At 36.3% G+C, this 21,021-nt stretch carries 29 protein-coding genes; 6 read left to right on the top strand and 23 right to left on the bottom strand.

The window, feature by feature from the left end:
* Positions 1-104: 104 nt before the first annotated feature.
* The 3 genes from WAK64_RS01700 to gpr form a co-directional block, all read right to left on the bottom strand.
* Positions 105-428 carry a DUF3679 domain-containing protein gene (locus WAK64_RS01700; RefSeq protein WP_336585186.1) on the bottom strand — a complete coding sequence of 108 codons (324 nt, stop codon included), beginning with the start codon at positions 426-428 and terminating at the stop codon, positions 105-107.
* A gap of 29 nt (positions 429-457) precedes the next feature.
* On the bottom strand, positions 458-1,624 hold the full coding sequence (gene spoIIP, locus WAK64_RS01695; protein WP_336585185.1) for a stage II sporulation protein P: 1,167 nt from the start codon (positions 1,622-1,624) through the stop codon (positions 458-460).
* Between the two features lie 79 nt (positions 1,625-1,703).
* Positions 1,704-2,861 carry a GPR endopeptidase gene (gene gpr, locus WAK64_RS01690; protein WP_336585289.1) on the bottom strand — a complete coding sequence of 386 codons (1,158 nt, stop codon included), beginning with the start codon at positions 2,859-2,861 and terminating at the stop codon, positions 1,704-1,706.
* A gap of 172 nt (positions 2,862-3,033) precedes the next feature.
* Here gpr and rpsT point away from each other — a divergent pair, with 172 nt between their 5' ends.
* Positions 3,034-3,288 (top strand): 30S ribosomal protein S20, encoded by a 255-nt coding sequence (rpsT, locus tag WAK64_RS01685; RefSeq protein ID WP_336585184.1) that lies wholly within the window; start codon positions 3,034-3,036, stop codon positions 3,286-3,288.
* A gap of 83 nt (positions 3,289-3,371) precedes the next feature.
* Here rpsT and holA read toward each other — a convergent pair whose 3' ends face one another.
* Complete coding sequence (gene holA, locus WAK64_RS01680) at positions 3,372-4,391, bottom strand: DNA polymerase III subunit delta (protein ID WP_336585183.1); 1,020 nt, start codon at positions 4,389-4,391, stop codon at positions 3,372-3,374.
* Between the two features lie 299 nt (positions 4,392-4,690).
* Here holA and WAK64_RS01675 point away from each other — a divergent pair, with 299 nt between their 5' ends.
* Entirely contained in the window at positions 4,691-4,825 is a 135-nt protein-coding gene (locus WAK64_RS01675) for a YqzM family protein (RefSeq protein WP_336585182.1), read from the top strand.
* A gap of 57 nt (positions 4,826-4,882) precedes the next feature.
* Here WAK64_RS01675 and WAK64_RS01670 read toward each other — a convergent pair whose 3' ends face one another.
* The 3 genes from WAK64_RS01670 to WAK64_RS01660 all read right to left on the bottom strand — a co-directional run bounded on the left by WAK64_RS01670 (position 4,883) and on the right by WAK64_RS01660 (position 8,347).
* Entirely contained in the window at positions 4,883-7,138 is a 2,256-nt protein-coding gene (locus tag WAK64_RS01670; RefSeq protein WP_336585181.1) for a DNA internalization-related competence protein ComEC/Rec2, read from the bottom strand.
* A 5-nt stretch (positions 7,139-7,143) separates the two neighbouring features.
* Positions 7,144-7,707, bottom strand: coding sequence for a ComE operon protein 2 (locus WAK64_RS01665; protein WP_336585180.1), 564 nt, complete (start codon positions 7,705-7,707; stop codon positions 7,144-7,146).
* Between the two features lie 67 nt (positions 7,708-7,774).
* On the bottom strand, positions 7,775-8,347 hold the full coding sequence (locus WAK64_RS01660; protein ID WP_336585179.1) for a helix-hairpin-helix domain-containing protein: 573 nt from the start codon (positions 8,345-8,347) through the stop codon (positions 7,775-7,777).
* An 87-nt stretch (positions 8,348-8,434) separates the two neighbouring features.
* On the opposite strand from WAK64_RS01660, the gene comER reads away from it, so the two are divergent.
* Entirely contained in the window at positions 8,435-9,256 is an 822-nt protein-coding gene (gene comER, locus WAK64_RS01655; protein WP_336585178.1) for a late competence protein ComER, read from the top strand.
* Between the two features lie 59 nt (positions 9,257-9,315).
* Here comER and WAK64_RS01650 read toward each other — a convergent pair whose 3' ends face one another.
* Genes WAK64_RS01650 through WAK64_RS01615 form a run of 8 tightly spaced genes read right to left on the bottom strand, consistent with a single transcriptional unit; the run spans position 9,316 to position 14,319 of the window.
* Positions 9,316-10,065, bottom strand: coding sequence for a class I SAM-dependent DNA methyltransferase (locus WAK64_RS01650; protein WP_336585177.1), 750 nt, complete (start codon positions 10,063-10,065; stop codon positions 9,316-9,318).
* Positions 10,062-10,418 carry a ribosome silencing factor gene (gene rsfS / locus WAK64_RS01645; RefSeq protein ID WP_336585176.1) on the bottom strand — a complete coding sequence of 119 codons (357 nt, stop codon included), beginning with the start codon at positions 10,416-10,418 and terminating at the stop codon, positions 10,062-10,064. The genes WAK64_RS01650 and rsfS overlap by 4 nt, the downstream gene beginning before the upstream one ends.
* On the bottom strand, positions 10,418-10,987 hold the full coding sequence (yqeK, locus tag WAK64_RS01640; protein WP_336585175.1) for a bis(5'-nucleosyl)-tetraphosphatase (symmetrical) YqeK: 570 nt from the start codon (positions 10,985-10,987) through the stop codon (positions 10,418-10,420). Before yqeK ends, rsfS begins: the two co-directional genes overlap by 1 nt.
* Positions 10,974-11,549 (bottom strand): nicotinate-nucleotide adenylyltransferase, encoded by a 576-nt coding sequence (locus WAK64_RS01635; protein ID WP_336585174.1) that lies wholly within the window; start codon positions 11,547-11,549, stop codon positions 10,974-10,976. The genes yqeK and WAK64_RS01635 overlap by 14 nt, the downstream gene beginning before the upstream one ends.
* 9 nt (positions 11,550-11,558) lie before the next feature.
* Positions 11,559-11,852, bottom strand: a complete 294-nt coding sequence (yhbY, locus tag WAK64_RS01630) for a ribosome assembly RNA-binding protein YhbY (protein ID WP_336585173.1) — start codon at positions 11,850-11,852, stop codon at positions 11,559-11,561.
* Positions 11,839-12,681 carry a shikimate dehydrogenase gene (gene aroE, locus WAK64_RS01625; protein WP_336585172.1) on the bottom strand — a complete coding sequence of 281 codons (843 nt, stop codon included), beginning with the start codon at positions 12,679-12,681 and terminating at the stop codon, positions 11,839-11,841. The genes yhbY and aroE overlap by 14 nt, the downstream gene beginning before the upstream one ends.
* Positions 12,682-12,694: 13 nt before the next feature.
* Entirely contained in the window at positions 12,695-13,801 is a 1,107-nt protein-coding gene (yqeH, locus tag WAK64_RS01620; protein WP_336585171.1) for a ribosome biogenesis GTPase YqeH, read from the bottom strand.
* Positions 13,798-14,319: a YqeG family HAD IIIA-type phosphatase gene (locus WAK64_RS01615; protein ID WP_336585170.1), complete on the bottom strand. Its 522-nt coding sequence runs from the start codon at positions 14,317-14,319 to the stop codon at positions 13,798-13,800. Before WAK64_RS01615 ends, yqeH begins: the two co-directional genes overlap by 4 nt.
* A 428-nt stretch (positions 14,320-14,747) precedes the next feature.
* Here WAK64_RS01615 and sda point away from each other — a divergent pair, with 428 nt between their 5' ends.
* Positions 14,748-14,888: a sporulation histidine kinase inhibitor Sda gene (gene sda / locus WAK64_RS01610; protein WP_336585169.1), complete on the top strand. Its 141-nt coding sequence runs from the start codon at positions 14,748-14,750 to the stop codon at positions 14,886-14,888.
* Positions 14,889-14,926: 38 nt separating this feature from the next.
* Here the strand turns inward: sda and WAK64_RS01605 are convergent, their stop codons facing one another.
* Positions 14,927-15,706 carry a phosphatidylserine decarboxylase gene (locus WAK64_RS01605; RefSeq protein ID WP_336585168.1) on the bottom strand — a complete coding sequence of 260 codons (780 nt, stop codon included), beginning with the start codon at positions 15,704-15,706 and terminating at the stop codon, positions 14,927-14,929.
* 115 nt (positions 15,707-15,821) lie between these two features.
* On the opposite strand from WAK64_RS01605, the gene pssA reads away from it, so the two are divergent.
* Positions 15,822-16,361 carry a CDP-diacylglycerol--serine O-phosphatidyltransferase gene (pssA, locus tag WAK64_RS01600; protein ID WP_336585167.1) on the top strand — a complete coding sequence of 180 codons (540 nt, stop codon included), beginning with the start codon at positions 15,822-15,824 and terminating at the stop codon, positions 16,359-16,361.
* Positions 16,362-16,633: 272 nt separating this feature from the next.
* Here pssA and WAK64_RS01595 read toward each other — a convergent pair whose 3' ends face one another.
* Positions 16,634-17,080, bottom strand: coding sequence for a Dps family protein (locus WAK64_RS01595; RefSeq protein ID WP_336585288.1), 447 nt, complete (start codon positions 17,078-17,080; stop codon positions 16,634-16,636).
* A gap of 152 nt (positions 17,081-17,232) precedes the next feature.
* Here WAK64_RS01595 and sigK point away from each other — a divergent pair, with 152 nt between their 5' ends.
* A complete protein-coding gene (gene sigK / locus WAK64_RS01590; RefSeq protein WP_336585166.1) occupies positions 17,233-17,952 on the top strand; it encodes an RNA polymerase sporulation sigma factor SigK in 720 nt (239 codons plus the stop codon).
* A 562-nt stretch (positions 17,953-18,514) separates the two neighbouring features.
* Here sigK and WAK64_RS01585 read toward each other — a convergent pair.
* From WAK64_RS01585 to WAK64_RS01560, 6 genes are all read right to left on the bottom strand, one after another.
* Positions 18,515-18,652 (bottom strand): YrzI family small protein, encoded by a 138-nt coding sequence (locus tag WAK64_RS01585; protein WP_336585165.1) that lies wholly within the window; start codon positions 18,650-18,652, stop codon positions 18,515-18,517.
* 25 nt (positions 18,653-18,677) lie between these two features.
* The gene (locus WAK64_RS01580; RefSeq protein WP_336585164.1) at positions 18,678-18,821 is read right to left on the bottom strand and encodes a YrzI family small protein; all 144 of its coding nucleotides are present in this window, start codon (positions 18,819-18,821) and stop codon (positions 18,678-18,680) included.
* A 22-nt stretch (positions 18,822-18,843) separates the two neighbouring features.
* Entirely contained in the window at positions 18,844-18,987 is a 144-nt protein-coding gene (locus WAK64_RS01575) for a YrzI family small protein (RefSeq protein ID WP_336585163.1), read from the bottom strand.
* Positions 18,988-19,010: 23 nt separating this feature from the next.
* Positions 19,011-19,154, bottom strand: a complete 144-nt coding sequence (locus WAK64_RS01570) for a YrzI family small protein (RefSeq protein ID WP_336585162.1) — start codon at positions 19,152-19,154, stop codon at positions 19,011-19,013.
* A 342-nt stretch (positions 19,155-19,496) separates the two neighbouring features.
* Positions 19,497-19,736, bottom strand: a complete 240-nt coding sequence (locus tag WAK64_RS01565; RefSeq protein ID WP_336585161.1) for a YrhC family protein — start codon at positions 19,734-19,736, stop codon at positions 19,497-19,499.
* A gap of 148 nt (positions 19,737-19,884) precedes the next feature.
* Positions 19,885-21,021: a bifunctional cystathionine gamma-lyase/homocysteine desulfhydrase gene (locus tag WAK64_RS01560; RefSeq protein ID WP_336585160.1), complete on the bottom strand. Its 1,137-nt coding sequence runs from the start codon at positions 21,019-21,021 to the stop codon at positions 19,885-19,887.

The raw sequence follows: 21,021 nt of genomic DNA, 5'->3' as shown, positions 1-21,021 counted from the left end.
TTATTAATCTAGTAAATAGATGCTTCGCGTTATAAATAGAAGAATGGACATTGTGTAAACCGACTTCCTTCAAGGATAAATAGCTGTCGATAAAATGATTTTTTTCATAGGAAGGAGGATACAGTCTCAATTATTACATTGATTACAGTAGATACAGCTTCTGCCAGTCCTTTTCCTATCGAAGAGAAGAAGTTGAAAGATTTCATTTCTTCAAGCTTTTCTTGTTTTTCAAAGATTGTCTCATTTGGATAACCTTCCTCTTCTCCTATAGAATAGTGAATGGAAGGATCCGCTAAAAGATAACCATCGTCATTACTCATTCCGCTTGAGGCTACTTGCATCCCAATGAGCACCCCTATAAATAACGTTGTCATGAGTACAATACATTTAGTAAGAAATGTTGTCATTCTTTTGCAACCTCCATTCATCAAGACTGACTCCTACGTTTGTCTATCTTCTATTCATTACTAGGAGCAGATACTTTCTCAGCCTGCCAATAGTACTCGGCAAATACTTTTGCAAAGGCTTCTGCTGTTCGATTTAATTCTTCAAAGGTATTATCTACCCCACCAAACTCGATAAGCATGGCATTTCCAGATAAATCTTGATTGTACTTTCCATTTATCCCTGGTCCAGATTTTTCAAGAACTCCACGAGATAAACCTGGGTATTGTTTTTCTAACAAATTATGAAGATCGGTGGCGACCTTTAAGTTTTCTTCATAATTCGCATGTTCCTTACCGACAACAAAAAATAGCTTTGCATAATCCTGGTCACCAATCGTTTTCGTCGTAAATTCTCGCCGCTGAGAATCACGATGAATATCGATAAAATACATTAAATCTTCATGTTCCTGCATAGAAGCCTGTACGACCGTTCGTGATTCATTATAAGACTGACTAAACGGCTTTCCCTTTTCGACTAATTTCGTGTTGATGTCAGTAGGATCAGAAATCGTTCCTACCCCTAAATCTTCGAGCTCCGCCCTTAATGTTTCACCTATTTTGGTTACATTCAGTTGAGAATGATAAGCTCTATCCGGGTCTGTCTGCCCTTTTAAATACGGAAGAAAAGACTCTCTAGTATGGGAAAAATAGATATAAACCTTTTTTTCATCGACACTGTTAGATTCACCAGGTATATCTGTTGGAATGCCATCTGTATTTTGAAGCTCTGCTTCATTCTCAAATGTCCCTTCAGGAGGCTCTGATTCGATTGGCAAATTGGTGTAATCGGTCCCTTCACCAGCTACTAAAATTTTTCCATCAAATATTGAAAAGCCTGGGAGCTCTCTCCCTAAAAAGCTTCGCGGGTCTTCAAAACGTATATTTGTCGTCAACGATACGACTATATCTGAAACACTTGGCCACTCTGTCTCATCAGTTAGGCTACTTTCGTAAATTCGATTTTCTAGCGCAAAAAGACGAAACAGCGATGCACCGGAGAGATTTTCGGTTGCTCGGTGAACAGAATCGGATGTAATTCGGTATTCAGGCTTTAAGGAGGTTAAAAAGCCTGACAGCAAAAAAACGGAAAGGAGTGAAGCGCTCAAGAGAAAGATACCTTTAGCAATGGTTGTGATGTTTATTAATATAATTGGATGCGACGTCTTAAAAGATTTCATGATTCCACCCTCTCTAATTAACTCTATTAAAAGCTATGTTGTTACTAGAGAAAGTAGAACCGATATTTACCTTTATACTCTACCTCGTTTTATACCCTGTATTGCTTTGATTAACTGCGTCGTGAAGAGCGGCATTTAAGCCATTTGCAATTAAATTCGCCATATCTTCAATGAAAACATCGACCTCTTTTGGTGTTACCATTAAGTTATGTCCGATTGGTGCTAACACTTCATGAATGAGCTTTCTCTTTTCTTGTTCTTCTAACGTTCCAACCATACCTAAAAAAGTTTTTCGCTGTTCTTCAGGGGGTAAATCCTCTTCAGTAAATTTTTTCTTCTCACCGAAGGTCATTCCAGCTGGAACGAGCGAACGAGAAGGTTTCTCCCCTTCTTTCATCTCTCTGCCGAAATGTTTTAATAAATAATCTACTGTATCACTAGCAATAGTTACTGCATCGACAACCGTAGGGACTCCAACCGCAATAACAGGTATACCTAACGTTTGATCACTTAGTTCCTTACGTTTATTCCCCACTCCAGAGCCAGGGTGAATGCCAGTATCCGATATTTGAATAGACGCATTGACTCTTTCAACATTTCTCGCTGCTAAGGCATCGACTGCAATAATAAAATCAGGCTTTGTCTTTTCAACAACACCGCAAACAATATCACTTGTCTCAATCCCCGTAATCCCCATAACACCTGGAGAAATTGCACTTATTGGTCGATATCCTTCTTCAACGTTTTCTGGTTGCAGGGCATATAAATGTTTTGTCACAAGAATGTTCTCACATACAATCGGACCTAAAGCATCTGGAGTTACATTCCAGTTCCCTAATCCAACTATTAAGCCACTGGCCTCCTTTGAAATGCCTTTTCTCTTTAAAAATTCACTAAATTCTTCAGCAAACACCTCCCCTACTTTTTGTTGCATATCTGTATTTTCTTCACGAATTCCTAGTGCTTCAATGGTTAAATAGTGACCGGCTTTCTTTCCAATCACCTCTTCTCCCTCTGGGGTTATCTTAATCGTCGTAATCGTAACACCCATTTTCTCTCGTTCTTCAATGAGAACTCCTTTTAGATGAGTACGATTCGTTTCAACACCTTGTTTTTCATTTTCTTGCAGTGTCATCTCCCTAGCTTCAACTGCTAAATCTGTTCGAACCGAATAACGGGATAAATCTAGTTCATTTTTTTTCACAACGTATTCCACCTCCACATTTAGATAAATCATGCTTTTTTCAGTTTGCCCTGCTCCTTTTTCTTCATTCATATCAATGCTTTCTAAAGGAAGAGTATTGCATTCCACTCTATCGTTTGGTAAAATATCATTTGTTCTCATTCAAAATGAAAAATGTAATCATCGAGTAAAATAGATCTCGATCGCTTTTTAGGAGGTGACAGGAATGCCAAATATTAAATCTGCCATCAAACGCGTAAAAACTAGTGAAGCTCGTCAAGCGCAAAACGCTACGGTAAAATCTTCCATGCGTACAGCAGTTAAGAAATTCGAAGCAGCAGTTGTTAACAACGAAAGCAACAAAACTGAACTTCTTAGCGATGCAGTAAAGCAATTAGATAAAGCAGCTCAAAAGGGTCTAATCCATAAAAACACTGCTGATCGTACAAAGTCTCGCTTAATGAAGAAAGTTAACGCATAATAAACGAAAAAACGATCCAATTGGATCGTTTTTTTTGTCTTTTTTACATTTTATTCCAAGTGCAATTACGTCAGTCTTGTCCCTTATAAATTATGCAGTTGTAGTAAAATCAATTCAACAATCATTTCTTTCTTTTTCCTACCCGTCTTCATGTCATAATCACCTTCAGATAATAAGAGCATGACTTTACCTAACTGTTCATCTGAAAAAGCTTTAGCTTGTCCAGCTGCCAATTTTACCCGAAAAGGGTGAACTTTTAAGAAGGAAGCAATTTTTTGTTGGCCATATCCTTTTCTGGATAATTCTTTGACTTGATAGATTAAGCGGAATTGGCCGGCGATAATGGATAATATTTTTATTGGTTCTTCATTTTGCTTCAATAGGTCATAGTATATACGTAGAGCTTGTTCTGTTTCACCATGAATCACTTTATCCACAAGAGCAAATATATTTTGTTCTAATGAACGTGCTACAAGCTGATTGACGATCTGTGTATCGATGCGTTTCGTTTTATTCACAAATAAGGATAATTTATCGATTTCACTTGTAAGCATCATTAAATTGGTACCAGACAAAGTTAATAATAGCTCAATCGCTTCTTCATCAATTTCCCCACCGTTTAAAGACACTCTCTCTCGAATCCACCTCTTCAATTCATGCTCGTTTAGCTTCTTTGCTTCCAAAACCGTCGCAGTTTTTTTTAACGTTTTCGTTATCTTTTTCCGTTCATCCAGTTTTTCGTATGGGGCTACAATAACAAGGATGGTGTACGGTGCAGGGGAATGAAGGTACTGCTCAAGCTTTGAAATGTTATGTTCTACTTTTTCTTTTATTTTTTCAGATGTGAGAAAAGCAGGATTATGTAAGGTGACTACTCTTCTTTCCCCCATAAAAGGGAAAGTTTCCGCATCCTCAAGCGCTACTTCTACTGGTGTTTCCAACAAATCATAGGAGGCAAAATTAAAATCCATTTCTTCTTGGGAGAGTGCATTTTGAATCAGCTTTTGCTTCGTTTCATTGATAAGAAAGTCCTCTGTACCATATAATAGATAAAGGGACGAGAATTTTTTTCGTTCTAAGTCTTTCCATATAGTTGTAACCACTATTAACCGCTCCAAATTATAGTTTATCTTTCATTTATAATGGTAAGGAAGCGCAGAGGATAAATCAAGGGGTAAGAGGGGTACCTTGTCTAGAAGGCCCCCCCCTAAATCTATATAAACGTCAAGAAACAAGACCTAGGATTCCTCTTTCTTGACGGTATCTCCCTTGGTAAGCTTATTTTAACCCCCTTAGAATAAACTATAGGTGTAAACTCTTTCTAGTAAAGGAAAATGTGAAGAGAAGTATAGATTTTTTAAAGACAATCCTCTATACTAAAATAGAAATAGGAGGGGTACTTGTGAACCAATTCGAAAAAAATGTTCAATCAAAACGTAATGATGCTGTTGATTCAGGTGTTGGATTTATAGTATCTTTTGGGTTCTTTGCTACAATGTTTGCCATTGCAACATTGATTCAATTTTTAGGATCTTAATAACGATGGAAGGGAGTTCGTAAATACGAACTCTTTTTTCATTATTGTTACAGTATTCTATGGGAGAACCGTATAAAACGTTCCACTATTTCCGGCATATTCATAATGAATCCCCCCTTGTTTTGCTGTAATAAAAACCTTTGACTTTTCAGATTGCAACCTGGAAAGGACCGCTTCATGTGGATGACCAAATTGGTTATTATTCCCTGCTGAGATGATTGATACTTGAGGAGTTAACGACTTGATAAATTCTTCCGTTGATGACGTATCACTCCCATGATGCCCAACTTTTAAGACATCAATATCAAGCTCCCATTTCTGAAGTAATTGCCTCTCCCCCTCTTCTTCTAAATCACCTGTAAATAGCCATCGTTTCCCTCCTAGTTCCGCATATATAACGAGCGAGTCATTATTCCCTTCATAATGCTCCTCAAAGGGTGAGACAACCAAGAAAGAACCTCCTGAATTCGTCCATGTTTCTCCTGCTCTCACCTGTAAAATAGGGATTTGTTTGCTAGCTGCTTTGCTAGCTATTTTGTTCATTTCAACATTATCTAACGATGACGGACTTATTACGATCTCCTTTACAATAAACTCCTCCATGACTGCAGTCGCTCCTCCAATATGGTCAAAATCATTGTGCGTTAAAATTAACTTATCGATTCTTTTTACACCTTTGCTTTTTAAAAACGGAACGATAATGGCCTCTCCCACATCGTATGTTGAACTACTGTTATAAGGCATCATCCCTCCTGTATCTATTAAGTAGTTCCCTTTGTTAAACGGCAGTTTAATAAAAATACTATCCCCCTGACCAACATCTAAGAAAGCTACCTCTCCCTTTGGAGATAAAAAGGGGAGAATAAAGGAAAGAAAAAAGAATGTGCAACATAAGATAAAAAGGTAAAGGGTCTTGCCCTTTTCCCAAAAATAAAAGAATGAAACAATTAAGCATAAACAAAAGAAAAGAAGGGGAATCGAAGGTTTACCGAGTAAGACTGTCGAGTACGGAATTGAACTTATCATAATAGACATATCTTCCATTATCTTTATAGATTGTTCTAATGGATAGATTATCCTATCCGATAAAGTCGGAATCATTAAACTAATGAAGAAAGTGAGATAGCAAAGAGGTAAAATAATAAAGGAAAAGAAAGGAACATACACTAAATTAGTGATTAAGCCTATAATCGAGACCTCATAAAAATGAAATAAAATAATCGGTAACGAAGAGATCGTTGACACGACACTTACTCTCCACATCACAGTAAAATAAGGTTTTCCTTGGAAGAGCTTTCGTGAGGATAAAATTAATGCAAAGCAAACGCAATAGGACAACTGAAACCCAGGAGACAGAATCAGTCGTGGGTCGTACAAAATATTCAACACTAAACTAAGACACACAGCCGCTAAACTATTTATATTAAGTTTGATTAGAGAAGAGATGAGAATAAGCATTAGCATAACCGTTGCACGTACAACAGGAGGAGCAGCTCCTGTAAATAGAGCAAACAATGGTAAAAAGAATAACAGCACTACTTTTATATCACGGTGAGTCATGCCAAATCGCAGAAAAACATAATAACAAATTCCTGTAATGATTCCTACATGTAACCCTGAAATTGCTAACAGATGTATGACACCAATTCGTTGAAACGCTTTGTAAATATCTTCTGAAAGCTCCGAGCGATCACCCATAATCAATGCCAATGCTACTGGACTAGCTTGACCAAAATGACTCAAAATAAATGATTTAGCTCGATCTCTCCATTGATTAATGAATATAGAAAGACTCTTTCCATCTTTTTGACAAACAGCATGATGTACTTCAAGGGTCCAATACACCTGTTGATTTCGCAAGTATTGCCTATAATCAAATGCATTCATATTTGATGGCTTCTTCGCCTTTTCTAATTTCCCCTCTACTTGACATTTTGAACCTATTGGAAAGGATAAGTTGTTAACGGAATGTTCTGTTACATTAGGAGAAGAATAAGTAAGCAGAAAACGTTCTTTTGTCGTATAAACAATTCCCCTTAAATTATCGTCCTGTTGTTGAAGAGGCTCTTTTACGAAAATGGTAAACGAGGTTTCATTACCGTTGTATGAGGAGATTTGGTTAGCGTCGATATATTCAGTATATTCGTAACCAATAATAAACGAAGCAATTAAAAGTGGTACAGCAGTTAGAGGCATTTTTTTAAAGAGGATAACGAGAAGGAAGAAACAAAGTAACATAAATCCCCCTCCAGCAGTTAGCTGAAGGGATACTCCAATAACAAAGGAGAAAGTGATATATACATAAAATATCATGCACTTCAGCTTGAAAAGAGCTGCAAAGCTCTTTTCTTAAGTGTTGATAGCGATTCATCTGAAGTTCCATTTGTTTCAACTTCTAATAAGAGTTCATTTACCAGTTCTTCTTTTTGAACGGATTGAGGATCAAGTTGATTTTGCTGAAATGGAACATGCTGCACAGTTACTCCTGCTAGGTTAAATAATTCCATCGTATACGGATGATTTTTATAATTTTGAGCATAGTATACTGTTTGAATACCAGCTTGAATGATCGATTTCGCACATTGCAAACAAGGGAAATGGGTGACATATATTTCAGCCCCTTCGGTTGGCACCCCGAATTTGGCACATTGTAAGACAGCATTCATTTCCGCATGTATCGTTCTGACACAGTGATTATCAATGACATAGCAACCATGGTCGATACAATGATCTCCTCCCGTAATGGATCCATTATATCCACCTGCAATGACCCGTTTATCCCTTACAATCGTGGCACCAACAGCTAACCTTGTACAAGTACTTCGTAATGATAGTAAATGGCTTTGAGCCATAAAATATTCATTCCAGGAAATTCTATTCATGTTTTTCCCCTTTCATTTCATTATCTTTAGTGTAGCGAGTATTAGAAGACATCGTCAATATACTTTTTTAGTTGATTGAAACATCCTCTCTTATTTGAAAAAGCATTTTTTCACCGATTCCAGGAACATTTTGGAGATCGTCAACGCTTTCAAATGGACCATTGTCTTCACGATACTTGATAATGGCTTCTGCTTTAGATGGACCAATTCCCGAAAGAGTTTCTAACTCTTCTTTTGTCGCTACATTAAGATTAAGTGTAGTCCCTTGTGAAGTTCCTCCATCTATCACCTCTCCCTTTTTAGGTATGGTGATAACCATTTCATCTCTTACTTTTTGGGCGTAATTAATCATTGAAGCGTCCGCTTGATTCGTAAGCCCACCAGCTTTCTTTATAATATCAATGACTCGTTCATTCACCATCATTTCATACACTCCTGGGTGAGTCACTTCACCCTTCACATCAACCATTAAAACTTCCTCTGTATGTTGATTTACTTCCTCTGTTTCTTGTAATACAGGCGGTAAAACTTCGATATTCCTTTTCTCTTTAACGGCTGTTTCATAATAAATTAAAAAAACTACAATGAATAAGGTTCCAAATAAGATTGGCTTTTTGTACAGCAGTATCCATTCTTTCATATTCTAATTCACCTCCATTAGCATAAATAGAACGAATACGACATAGATTGTATGAGAGAATGTGGATATAGAAGGAGGGGATTCAGCATGAAAATTGGCATTATTGGTACGGGCAACATGGGAAAAATTATGATTGAGGCTCTTGTAGAATCGGAAGCTATTTCTCCTTCCCAACTTTATATTACTAATCGGAGCATCCATAAGGCAAAGAATATTCAAAAGGATATCCCGTTAATAACCGTTTGCAAATCCATTTCGGATACCATCCAAATGGCAGACCTTCTGTTTCTTTGTGTTAAGCCGGTAGATATGTTCCCGATATTGTTTAAACATAGGCATCTTTTCTCAAATAATAAATGCCTTGTGTCCATTACAAGTCCAGTAAGTGTGAAGCAACTAGAGTCAATCGTAGATTGCTCCTGTGCTCGAATGATACCGAGTATTACCAATCGCGTATTAGCGGGGGTTTCCCTTTTATCATTTGGGGAAAATTGCTCAACCAATTGGAAATTAACTTTAACAAGCTTAGCAGATAATATTTCGATTCCTGTTGAAATCGAAGAAGAAATTACGAGGGTAGCTTCTGATATTGTCAGTTGTGGACCAGCCTTTTTCAGCTATATCACACAACGCTTTATCGATGGGGCTGTAGAGGAAACGAAAATATCCCAACAACAAGCCACTCTTCTAGCATCACAAATGCTTGTTGGTCTAGGGGATTTATTAAAGAAAAACGTGTACACATTACCATCGCTTCAAGAAAAGGTTTGTGTAAAAGGAGGAGTTACGGGAGAAGGAATAACTGTATTGGAAAGAGAGATAGGGGATATGTTTAATCAGTTATTTCAAGCTACACATAAAAAATTTAAGGAAGATGTACAAGAAACAAACAAACAATTCAACGCTTGATAGTACTATTCGATGCCACTCTTTAAATTCCTGCCGATAAAAAAGAAGAACCTAAACAACTAGGTTCTTCTTTTTTGACACACAAAAAACATCCTTTCAGCTTGATCAAAAGCTTCATTATGATAAAAATCATAATAGATGTCCTTAACTTCAAACCCCACGGCTTTAAGCCATTCTTGATATCGTTCTGAAGTAAATGTTCGCTGTACATGAATTTCATCAAACCGTTCATATTGACCACTTTCTTCTAGAGCAAAAAACGTTAAGTCATGTTCGACACTTAATGGCCATTCTCCAGGAAGGCAATCCCAAATAAAAGAAACTAAGTCATCTCGTTCAGTAAATGTGTTTCCCATAAAAATGGAGTTCACTTTATAGGGAGTATGTACATCAAATATAAATAGACCTTCATTATCTAGGTGCTCATAAACCCGTTGAAAGGTTGACTGAATACTTTCTTCATTCGTTATGTAATTTAAGGAATCACAATAAATTGTAATTAAATCATACGCACCTAATCCCTCTAACTCGCTCATATTTTGTTGATAGAGAGAAAGTGATAACTTTTGTTTCGTCGATTTTTCTTGTGCCACCATTAGCATTTCTTCCGATAAGTCTACCCCAGTAACAGACCATCCTTCTTTAGCAAAACGACATGACATCTCTCCAGTCCCACACGCTAAGTCTAACACCTTTTGAGGCGTTATTTGATGTTCTTGAAGTCTCGCCAGTGTAAAAGTCATCCATTCCTCATAAGGGACATCACTCATTAAATAGTCATAAACATAAGCAAATTTCCCGTAACTCATTTTCCTGTCTCACTCGCAAATTCAACGTAAGGAGCATCCCCCCATAAACGTTCTAAATGGTAATAATCTCTTTCATCTTTGTGAAATATATGAGCTACCACATCACCTAAATCCACTAATACCCACCTGGCTTCATCAAACCCTTCCACTCGTTTCACAGTTTGCTCTCTTTCTTCAGCCAGATCTTTTATTTCACGTGCTATAGCTTGAACTTGCTTGTCAGAATTACCATGACATATTAAGAAATAATCCGCTATAAGGGAAATACCTTGCATATTTAAGGCCACGATATCTTCAGCCCTTTTATTATCTACAGCTTCGTATACTACATTCAATAACTCATCACTCTTCACTATACTTTCACTCCTTTATTTACTAAATAATTATACGCTTCAAATGTCTCAGGAAAAATAGGAGCCCCTTTTAAAAGAAGGTATGTCATCGTGTTTTTTAATGCAAATAATAAAGCTTGATCAATATCTTTTTCAGCTAATTTTCTAGCTTCTCCAACGCCCGGGAAATCTCTACCTGGCTCGATATAATCTGCCACATAAATAATTTTCTCTAATAATGTCATATTTGGCCTTCCGGATGTATGGTATCGAATCGCTTTTAAAATGGTGTCTTCTGTAATTCCAGCCTCTTCCTTCACTAAATATGCCCCCACGGGTGCATGCCATAGCTCCTCATTATAGTCCAAAAGACGAGGATCTTCCTTTTCTTTTATCAAAATCGCTTTCATTTCTTTCTTGGGCCTAAATTTTGCGTAATCATGGAAAATTGCTGCTAGCTCAGCCTCTTTTTCCTTCACACCAAACGTTTTTGAAAGCGATACTGCCGTTTCTAAAACACCTAACGTATGTTGGTAGCGCTTTGGCGTTAATTGCGCTTTCACTATCCTAAGGGCCTCAGTACGATCCATACAATTTCTCCTCCTCGATAAAGGTCATGACAGAATCGGGAACAAGATATTTTATACTTTTCCCTTCTTTACATTTTAATCGAATAGCACTTGAGGAGATTTCGAAATTTGGTACCTCGATCATCTCAATTGAGAAGGGAGTCTTTATTGAATGTCCTGGTCGATTGACACCCACAAACGAAACCATTTTCATTAATTCGTCTATTTTATACCAAGTTTGTAGCGACTCCACCATATCTCCACCAATAATAAAATAATAATCAATCGTAGAATGTTGTTCCTTAAGTAAATGGATCGTATCAACTGTATAAGACTTGCCTTCACGTTCTAATTCAATCGGCTGCACATAAAAGGAAGGGTGAGATTGAACAGCAAGCTCTACCATTTTTCTTCTTTGTTCATTACTTATATGACCCTTCACTTCTTTATGGGGTGGGTTTCCATTTGGCATAAACCAAATTTCATCAAGGTTTAACTGCCCCAATGCTTCATTAGCTATAACTAAATGTCCGATATGGGGTGGGTTAAATGTCCCCCCCAGTAAACCTACTCTTTTCTTCATTTCTTCACCTTAAGAAGGAAGAACAATTTGTTTATTTTCTTTAGACTGTTTATATAAGACAATCGTATTTCCAATTATTTGAACAACTTGTGCATGAGCACCCTTAGATAAATCTTGCGCGACATCATTTCGGTCTTCATCACAATTTTGTAAAATGCTTACTTTAATTAATTCTCTACTCTCTAGCACATCATCGATTTGTTTTATCATATTTTCATTAACTCCGCCCTTCCCAACTTGAAAAATCGGTGTAAGGTGATGAGCTTTTGATCGTAAGAATCGTTTTTGTTTACCTGTTAGCATTGTCATTTCCTCCTAGTTGATTTAAAACCACTTGCTTCATCTTCATAGTATTAGGTTGAATACCTGTCCATTTTTCGAAAGCGAGAGCTCCCTGATGAACAAACATTCCTAAGCCATTTTGCACTTGTGCTCCTTGCTTTCTTGCTTCCTGTAAAAACTTCGTTTCACTTGGATTGTATATTATATCTACTATAAATGCAGATTTTTTTAACTGTCTCACTTCCATTGGGCTTTCCTCAATATAAGGATGCATGCCAATTGACGTCGTTTGAATAATCACATCATATCGGTTTAGATGCTTTTCAGCAATCTCAAGAGAAAGAGCTTTCCCTTTTAGGGGAAAAGGACATTTTTGTAACATTTCCTCTGCTTTTTCAACTGTTCGATTTGTTATGTCAATATGAGCAATCCCCTTATTCGCCAGTGAATAAACTATTGCTTTGGCTGCTCCTCCTGCTCCAACCACCAATACAGAATCCTCATTACAAACCGTCTTTTCTAACGATGAGATGAATCCATCTCCATCCGTATTATACCCAATTAAGCTATCTCCTTCACGAACCACAGTATTCACTGCACCAATAGCTTTGGCAAGTGGGTCAACCTTATCTAATAATGGCAATATACTTTCCTTATGAGGGATAGTAACATTAAACCCTTCTACCCCCAGCGCTTTCATCCCTTTAATAGCAACTTCTAAGTCTTTTCTCTTTATATGAAAAGGATGATAATAACCTTTTAAATGATGGGCTGAAATAATAGCATTATGCATAAGAGGAGACATTGAATGAGCAATTGGGTCTCCAATTACCCCAAACAATCTGTTCATACTATCCCCTCCTTTAAATTAATGATTTACGCTTAAATACACTTACCCCTCTTGGGGCATAGGCAGCAACTTTAACACCTGGGTCATTTATCGTAATCCATCCTAATCCTGAAAATACAATGTCAGTCTTTCCTTCTTTAATCATAAACTCATGACGAATTAACTCAGGAAAATGTCCGACTTCCTTTGACCTAGGAGGAGTCAGCATTTCACCAACGTGATTATTGTATAGTTCATCTGCTTTTTCTAGTTTTGTTCGATGAATGTTGAGCTCATTTGATACATAACACACAAAAGGGGTTCGGTTTCCTGAGAGAAAATCAAATCGTGCTAGTCCCCCAAAGAAAAGCGTTTGCTCTTCATTTAATTGAAAAACCTTTGACTTAATTTCTTTCTTCGGTGTAATTACCTTTAAATCTTCTTTACCGATATAATGGGCCATTTGATGGTGATTAATGATTCCTGGAGTATCAATTAATGCTGTCCCATCATCTAAAGGGATTTCTATCATATCCAATGTCGTTCCTGGAAAATGAGAAGTAGTAATAACGTTTTCCTCACCTGAAACTTCTTTTATAATTCGGTTAATAAAGGTCGACTTCCCTACATTCGTACAACCTACAACATAAACATCTTTCCCTGCTCGATGAGTCTCAATTGCCTCTAAGGTTTGGGCAATATTTCTTCCTTTAGATGCACTAACAAGAAGTATATCGATTGGTTTTAGTCCGAGTGCTTTCGCCTCATGTTTCATCCAATTAATTACTTTATTTTCTTTTACTGATTTCGGTAATAAATCAACTTTATTGCCGATGAGTAAAATGGGGTTGTTGCCAACAAAACGATGTAATCCAGGTAACCAGCTTCCATTAAAATCGAATATATCAACAACCTTTACAATTAAGCCTTCTACTTCACCTAAGCCGTTTAATATTTTTAAAAAGTCATCGTCCGTTAGACTAACATCTTGAACTTCGTTATAATGCTTTAAGCGAAAGCAGCGTTGGCATATAATGGTTTCTTTCTGCAAAGCAGAGGGTGGAGAATAGCCCATTTCTTCTTTATTTGTCGTCTGAATTGTCACTCCGCACCCTACACATACTATATTTTGCTCACTCACGATTGTTCCTCCCAATTTAATAAACCTTTTCTTTTAAACCAAGACATAATTCTTCTTTCTACTCGCCGATTGAATTTCGTTACAAATCCATCAGTTTGTGCAACAGGAATGACAAGTATAGTATAAAAGCCATTGCGATTTCCACCTAATATGTCTGTTAATAATTGATCGCCTACGACTACCGTCTCTTCTTTATTTACATTCATCTCTTTTATTGCTCGTGAAAATGCTTTTCCCATTGGTTTTCGTGCTTTATAAATAAATGGAATTCCTAAAGGGTCTGAAAATGCTTTGACTCTTGCTTCGTTGTTATTAGAAACAATCGTTACTAGAATGCCCTCTTCTTGCATCCTTTTAAACCATTCCGTTAGTTTAGGCGTAGCATTTGGACGATCCCATTCAACTAACGTATTATCTAAATCCGTTATAACGGCTTTAATGCCTTGATTTTTTAGATCCTTTGGTGTTATTTGAAAAATATCCTTAACTTGCTTGTTTGGTAAAAACGATTTTAACACATTCACACCTCTTTATTATTATTTTTCTCATAAAGTGTATAGCTTATCTTTTTTCTTTGTTTACACCTACACTTGAACAAAAAATGATGTATCTAGAAACTCTCCCCTGTGTCCTATTCAATTATACATAACCTATAAAAAAATTCTATCTTACAACATACTTCATAGGCGAAACATAAAATTTTTCGACAAATTTCACTTTCTCTTTTATGTGGATAAAGTAATCCACATTTTACCACAACGATACATAAGCATTAATACTGCTTATGTACAATTTAACCACAACTTATCCACCAAAACCTGTGGATAAGAGAACGCTTGTTCCAATGTAAATAATTTGATAAAGTTAGAATACATCTTGATGAACTGGCATATTTATGTGCGATATAGCCAATTAGAACATTAATATTTATTGGAGGTGAAGGACCGTGCGCAAGCTTTCTGACGAGTTATTAGTTCAGTCTTATTACAAAGCGATAGAACTTCACTTAAGCCCAGACTTTATATCCCTAATTGAAAAAGAACTACAGCGACGTGGTCTTTATCAAGTGATGAAAGTGTCTTCATAAATAGAGATCCCTGTTGACTATTTCAACAGGGCTTCTTTTTATTTTGATAACTTCCCTATTGCTTGTCCCATTTGGATTGCCCTGTCCCCCTTAGGCAACATCGGAATAAACTGTCCTTTTTCAAATAATAAAACGACCGTAGAACCGAACGAGAAATATGCAACTTCCTCTCCCTTACGCCACTTGGACCGATCGTTCGTCACCTCAATTGAATTGACCCACATAGCACCTATCATTGCCATAGCTACGTTTTTAGACCCTTTTCTCAATTCAATGATTTTCCGAAAATTTTTACTCAATACAGCCCTTCCATATTTTAACCCCGCCTCATTAACAGGATAAGAATGTTTTCCTAAAGTATGATTAGCTACTACATCTGCCGAAAGAGGACTGTGAATGCGATGGTAGTGTGCAGGGCTTAAGTAGATAACGATAAAAGTTCCATTTTCGTATTGCCTAGCCTTCTCAGGACTTCCTAGCATTTCTTCAACTGAATATTCTTTATTTTTCACAATCATTTTTAATGATTGTGTAATATTTCCAGAGTGTTCAATAACCCCATCAACTGGACTGACCACCATTTCTTCTTCTGTGTGAACAGATCGAGCATCGATTTTTAGTTCACGAATGAAAAAATCATGTAGCGATGTAAATTGAGTGAGATTTTTTTTAATATCTGATTGAGAAATCTTATATAATTTAATATAAGCAGGAATCAATTTTTTACTAATAGATGATTGTACAAAGCGTTGTAATATCATTGAACTCCATCTCTTATTCGTCAGTTCAATAAGCGTTTGGTAAACGTATTTTTTCAAGCCTTTTCCTCCATTTTCAATTTGTGTCTTTCCACAATTGTTTCTTAGGTATATAATAAACTATTATTATACATTATTTTTACTTAAGGGTGTTCCCTTTTTAGGAGTGTGAGATATGTTCCTTTCACAGGTCATTGACAATACAGTTAGAAAGCTAAAAGCGCAAACCGCCAATGCACTAACGATTTTAAATTTATCTTTAGGTAGCTTTGCTATTATTAACATCATAGAAGGACAACTTCAATTAGGTGCAATACTAATATTTTTTGCTGCACTTGCCGACAGATTTGATGGTATGGCTGCAAGAAAACTCGGAATTGAGTCTGAACTAGGTAAACAGTTGGATTCTATGTGCGATATCATCTCTTTTGGAGTAGCACCTGCCCTTCTTATTTATTTAGGTGTCATTAATGAATTTGGAGCTCCTGCCATGTTTTTCACTGTTTTCTATATCGCATGCGGTGCCTTTCGACTTGCTCGTTTTAATATCGCAGAAAATGATGGTTATTTTTCAGGACTACCGATTACAGCTGCAGGTTGCTTTACCACAATTTTATTTATTGCTAAGTCTTATATCCCGTCACCTGTCATTTTATTTATCCTAATTGTATTATCATTTATGATGATCAGTAATTATCGATTGAAGAAAGTATAAAAGGATCCAGCCATTGGCTAGGATCCTTTTTAATACGAGCGGTATAAACACCAACCACCAAATAAAAAGAGCAAAATCAGCAAAACAACCGCTAAAGCGAAATAGTATCGCGAAGCATATCCCCTTACAGGCGGAGGATATGGATAATACACTGGACAAGGATAATAGACTGGACAGGAATAATACACGGCTCATTCCCCCTCATTTGTTTCAATACTATATGTCAATGAAGTAGATCTTGTATAGGCAATGAACATTGATGATGCTAAGAACTATATTTTTTCACCTAAAAATGCTTTCAACATCCAATTCTGTTTTTCTAGACTGGCATGAATGGCTAACAGCATATCACCGGTGGATTCATCGCCCGCTTCTTCAGCTAATTTCATTCCTTTTTTTAATTCCTCAATAATTAAAGTAAAATCTCCAACTAAACTCTTCACCATTTCCGCTGCTCCTTCATTGTTTCTTGCTTCTTGAATGGATGAATTTTTCAAACATTCTGATAAAGTTGCGACAGGTTCCCCCCCAATCGAGAGTAATCGTTCTGCAAGATCATCAATATACGTGCCCGCTTCATTATAGAATTCTTCAAATTTTTCATGAAGGGTAAAAAATTGATCCCCTTTTACATACCAATGGTAATTATGTAATTTCGTATAAAGCACCGTCCAATTTGCAATTTGATTATTCAAGCATTGTTTTAGTTTTTCCACGATATTTCCTCCCTGTTATTATTCATTCGTTAGTTTCTAACAAGGATGGTTGAAATATACTTTTCACTTGCAAACCATTGCAAAAGACATGCAAGGACATCAATTCAATTGCATAGATATAATAATAGGCTATTGCCACAGTGGAGGTGAATTCTATGTCGGCCCTTCTCACTGCTTTAGGTTTCTTAGTAAAAGAATTGGTGTTTCTTGTTTCGTATGTTAAAAACAACGCCTTTCCTCAACCTCTAAAACCTGAAGAAGAAAAGAAAAACCTCGCTCTTATGGCACAAGGTGACGAGAATGCAAGAAATCTCTTAATTGAACATAATCTCCGTCTTGTTGCACATATTGTCAAGAAATTCGAAAACACCGGCGAAGATACGGAAGACTTAATATCGATCGGAACAATCGGTTTAATAAAGGCAATTGAGAGCTTCTCAGAAGGGAAAGGCACAAAGCTTGCTACTTATGCTGCTAGGTGTATTGAAAATGAGATTCTTATGCATTTACGTGCATTAAAGAAAACAAAAAAAGACGTATCTCTCCATGACCCCATCGGTCAAGATAAAGAAGGCAATGAAATATCTCTCATTGATATTTTACAATCAGAGGCTGAAGATGTCATTGAAACCATTCAATTAAACATGGAACTGGAAAAGGTAAGAAAATATATTTGTGTTTTAGATGACAGAGAAAAAGAAGTGATTATTGGACGATTCGGATTAGATATGAAGGAAGAAAAGACCCAAAGAGAAATTGCTAAAGAGTTAGGAATATCAAGAAGTTATGTTTCTCGAATAGAAAAAAGAGCATTGATGAAGATGTTTCATGAATTTTTTCGAGAGGAAAAGGAAAAACGCAATACTTCTTACTAATTATTCATCCTTCTTCATTAAATAGCAAAAAAAGCCCCCTATTGGGGGCTTTTTCACAAAAGGAAAATCAATTTTATTAAACTATTCTACGCTTATCTCCGCAGTGATAATCAGTGCTATAGCTGTCGTTAATACCAATCCCATAATCATTGAAAACATCTCAATTCCCCCTTATATTGCCTTCTTATAATATTAATTTATCACAGAAATCTCACGAAAATTTAAATGAAATTGAACAATCCGTTACTAACCTATGACAAAAATGTGAATATATAAGTTCATAAGCTACATTCGAAAGTATTCCGTTAATTTCGCAAGTATAAGGGGTAATAGGGTAGTTACAAGGTCCTCTTTCCTTTCTTTGTTCGTTTCCTTAAACCCGACCATTTATTCATAATTAAAATAGACCATAAACTAACTGACAGAAACATATCGATCCCTCCCTAGTAGTAATTCGTTAGGCAGAGTCCTTCTCAACCCATAGTGAATTTAGCTTCTTTTGTTGAATAAATACCATCATTTTCTTATCTCCTCTCATTTTTTAAATCCATAAAACACTCTATTAGAATAAATTATAGTGAGCATTTCGTTCTTGAACTTCAGTAAAGTGTGATTTCACTTTTAGTTCATGATTTAACTGTTGAGCTGTTACTTGTCGTTTCCTAATAGAAATCGTTATAAAGAAGATGTTTAACGTCATTTCGCACCCTCCTTTCGTCCATACTTTACATTATAGGGTAATACGAAAATTGTTTTTGTTTTTGTGTTTCATACATTTTTCCTACTTCAATTTCATGAAAATTTTGTTGCTGTGATTTTATTCTTCTTTGGAATGTTACTGAAACAAATAATAAATTCAATGTCATCATTCTCTCTCCTATACTTCTTTCATTACATCAATGAATGATAAGTAAGCTGTTTTTGTTTTTGTGTTTCATACAGTGTCATTACTTCTTGATCATGTGATTCTTCAACAAAGGTCTTTGTTCTTTTTTGAAGTGTAATTGATACAAATAATACATTTAGAGTCATCATTCTCTCCCCTTCGCTTCCTTTCATTACACCAATGAATGATAAGTAAGCTGTTTTTGTTTTTGTGTTTCATACAGTGTCATTACTTCTTGATCATGTGATTCTTCAACAAAGGTCTTTGTTCTTTTTTGAAGTGTAATTGATACAAATAATACATTTAGAGTCATCATTTTCCCTCCTTTTACACACAAAAAAACCACAGGTGATTACAGCTCCTGTGGCATAAAACCACAGAAGGATGTCTCGCTCCTGTGGCTTCATATTGTGACATGAAAATTATTTATTAACTGAAAATCCTAAATGGAGTCGAATGTACATCATGATATTTAGTTGTTCTGTATAAATAAGTTTTTCTAATCATTTCATTCGTCCTCCTTTAATTTTTCTTACAGTGGTAAGTATATCCAAAATCCAAAGAAATGTAAACCATCTTTTCGCCTATTTTTTAAAAAATATTGTTTAATAGTATTGCTCTAGAAAAAAAAACGCACAAGGCGTTTTCATTTACTAGATTATATAGAAGTTTCATCATCCATTTTGACTAGTTGTTTTTTTATTGATAGTGCTTTATAGAAAAAATAACAAGAACCTACTAAAAAAAGAGCGGTAAACACCATTAAAGTATGTTCTTTAAAAGGTGTTTTTCCTGCAGTTGGAAGAACGACTCCTAAATATAAAAATACACTAACAGCAACAAGTGTATAAGCAAACCGTTTATAGTCGATGAGTTTTTCTGTAAGCTTTCTTTTCATTTTATCACCTACATTGTAGTTATCTATATTTCTACTATAACATAGTCTTTGACATTTCTTTACAAGAAAATCCCACCAAAAAAGGAAAGTCAAAAACTTTCCTTTTTGAGTCAATGTTATTTTTCACTAGAAAGATTTTAATCTGGACCTACTCACCTAAAGCATTTTGTAGATCTTCAATTAAATCGTCAGCATCTTCGAGTCCTACAGAAATACGGACTAACCCTTCAGTAATGCCTAGTTCATTTCGGCGCTCTTCAGGAATAGAAGCATGTGTCATTCGGGCCGGTACTGAAATTAAGCTTTCTACTGCTCCTAAGCTCTCAGCAAGGGTAAAATATTTCGTACTATTTAAAATGTTGTCAGCGTTTTGCTCACTACCGACATCAAAAGATACCATACCGCCAAAACCGCTTCCTTGTTTTTTCGCTATCCCGTGATTAGGATGGCTTTCAAGTCCTGGATAATATACTTTCTTGACTTTAGGGTGTTTTACCAAAAATTCCACTATTTTGTTCGTGTTAACTTCATGCTCCTCCATCCGAATGCCCAGTGTTTTAATTCCACGGATTAGTAAATATGAATCCTGTGGTCCTAAAACAGCTCCCGTAGAGTTTTGAACGAAATGGAGCTCTTCTCCTAACGATTCTGTACTTGTTACAACTAGTCCCGCTACGACATCACTGTGTCCACCAATGTATTTTGTGGCACTGTGTAAAACAATGTCTGCCCCGTGCTGAATTGGTTGTTGCCAATAAGGTGTACTAAACGTATTATCAACAATTGTTAACAAGCCTTTCTCCTTGGCTAAATTTGCGGCAGCTTCTATATCGGTAATTTTCAACAGAGGGTTTGTCGGTGTTTCAATGTAAATAGCTTTTGTATTGTCTTTAATAGCATTATGAACATTTTCTAGATTACTTGAATCTACGAAAGTCGCCTCAATTCCAAAACGATTTAAGACTTTCGTTACTACGCGAAATGTTCCACCATACACATCATCTGTAAACACTATATGGTCTCCACTATTAAAAAGCATCATAACAGCCGTGATTGCGGCCATTCCAGACCCGAAAGCAAAACCTCGTTCTCCTCCTTCAAGGTCTTTAATTAACTCTTCTAGCGCATGACGAGTTGGATTTCCAGTACGGGAATATTCAAATCCTTTATGTCCCCCTACTCCCTCCTGCTTATACGTGCTCACTTGATAAATTGGAACATTTACTGCCCCTGTATATGGATCTGTTGGGATTCCACCGTGAATGAGTTTTGTTTTTTGACGCAT

The sequence above is a fragment of the Bacillus spongiae genome (assembly GCF_037120725.1).
Classification (GTDB): domain Bacteria; phylum Bacillota; class Bacilli; order Bacillales; family Bacillaceae_K; genus Bacillus_CI; species Bacillus_CI spongiae.
The sequence above is the reverse complement of the archived record's forward strand: the minus strand, read 5'-3'. Positions and strand labels throughout refer to the sequence as shown.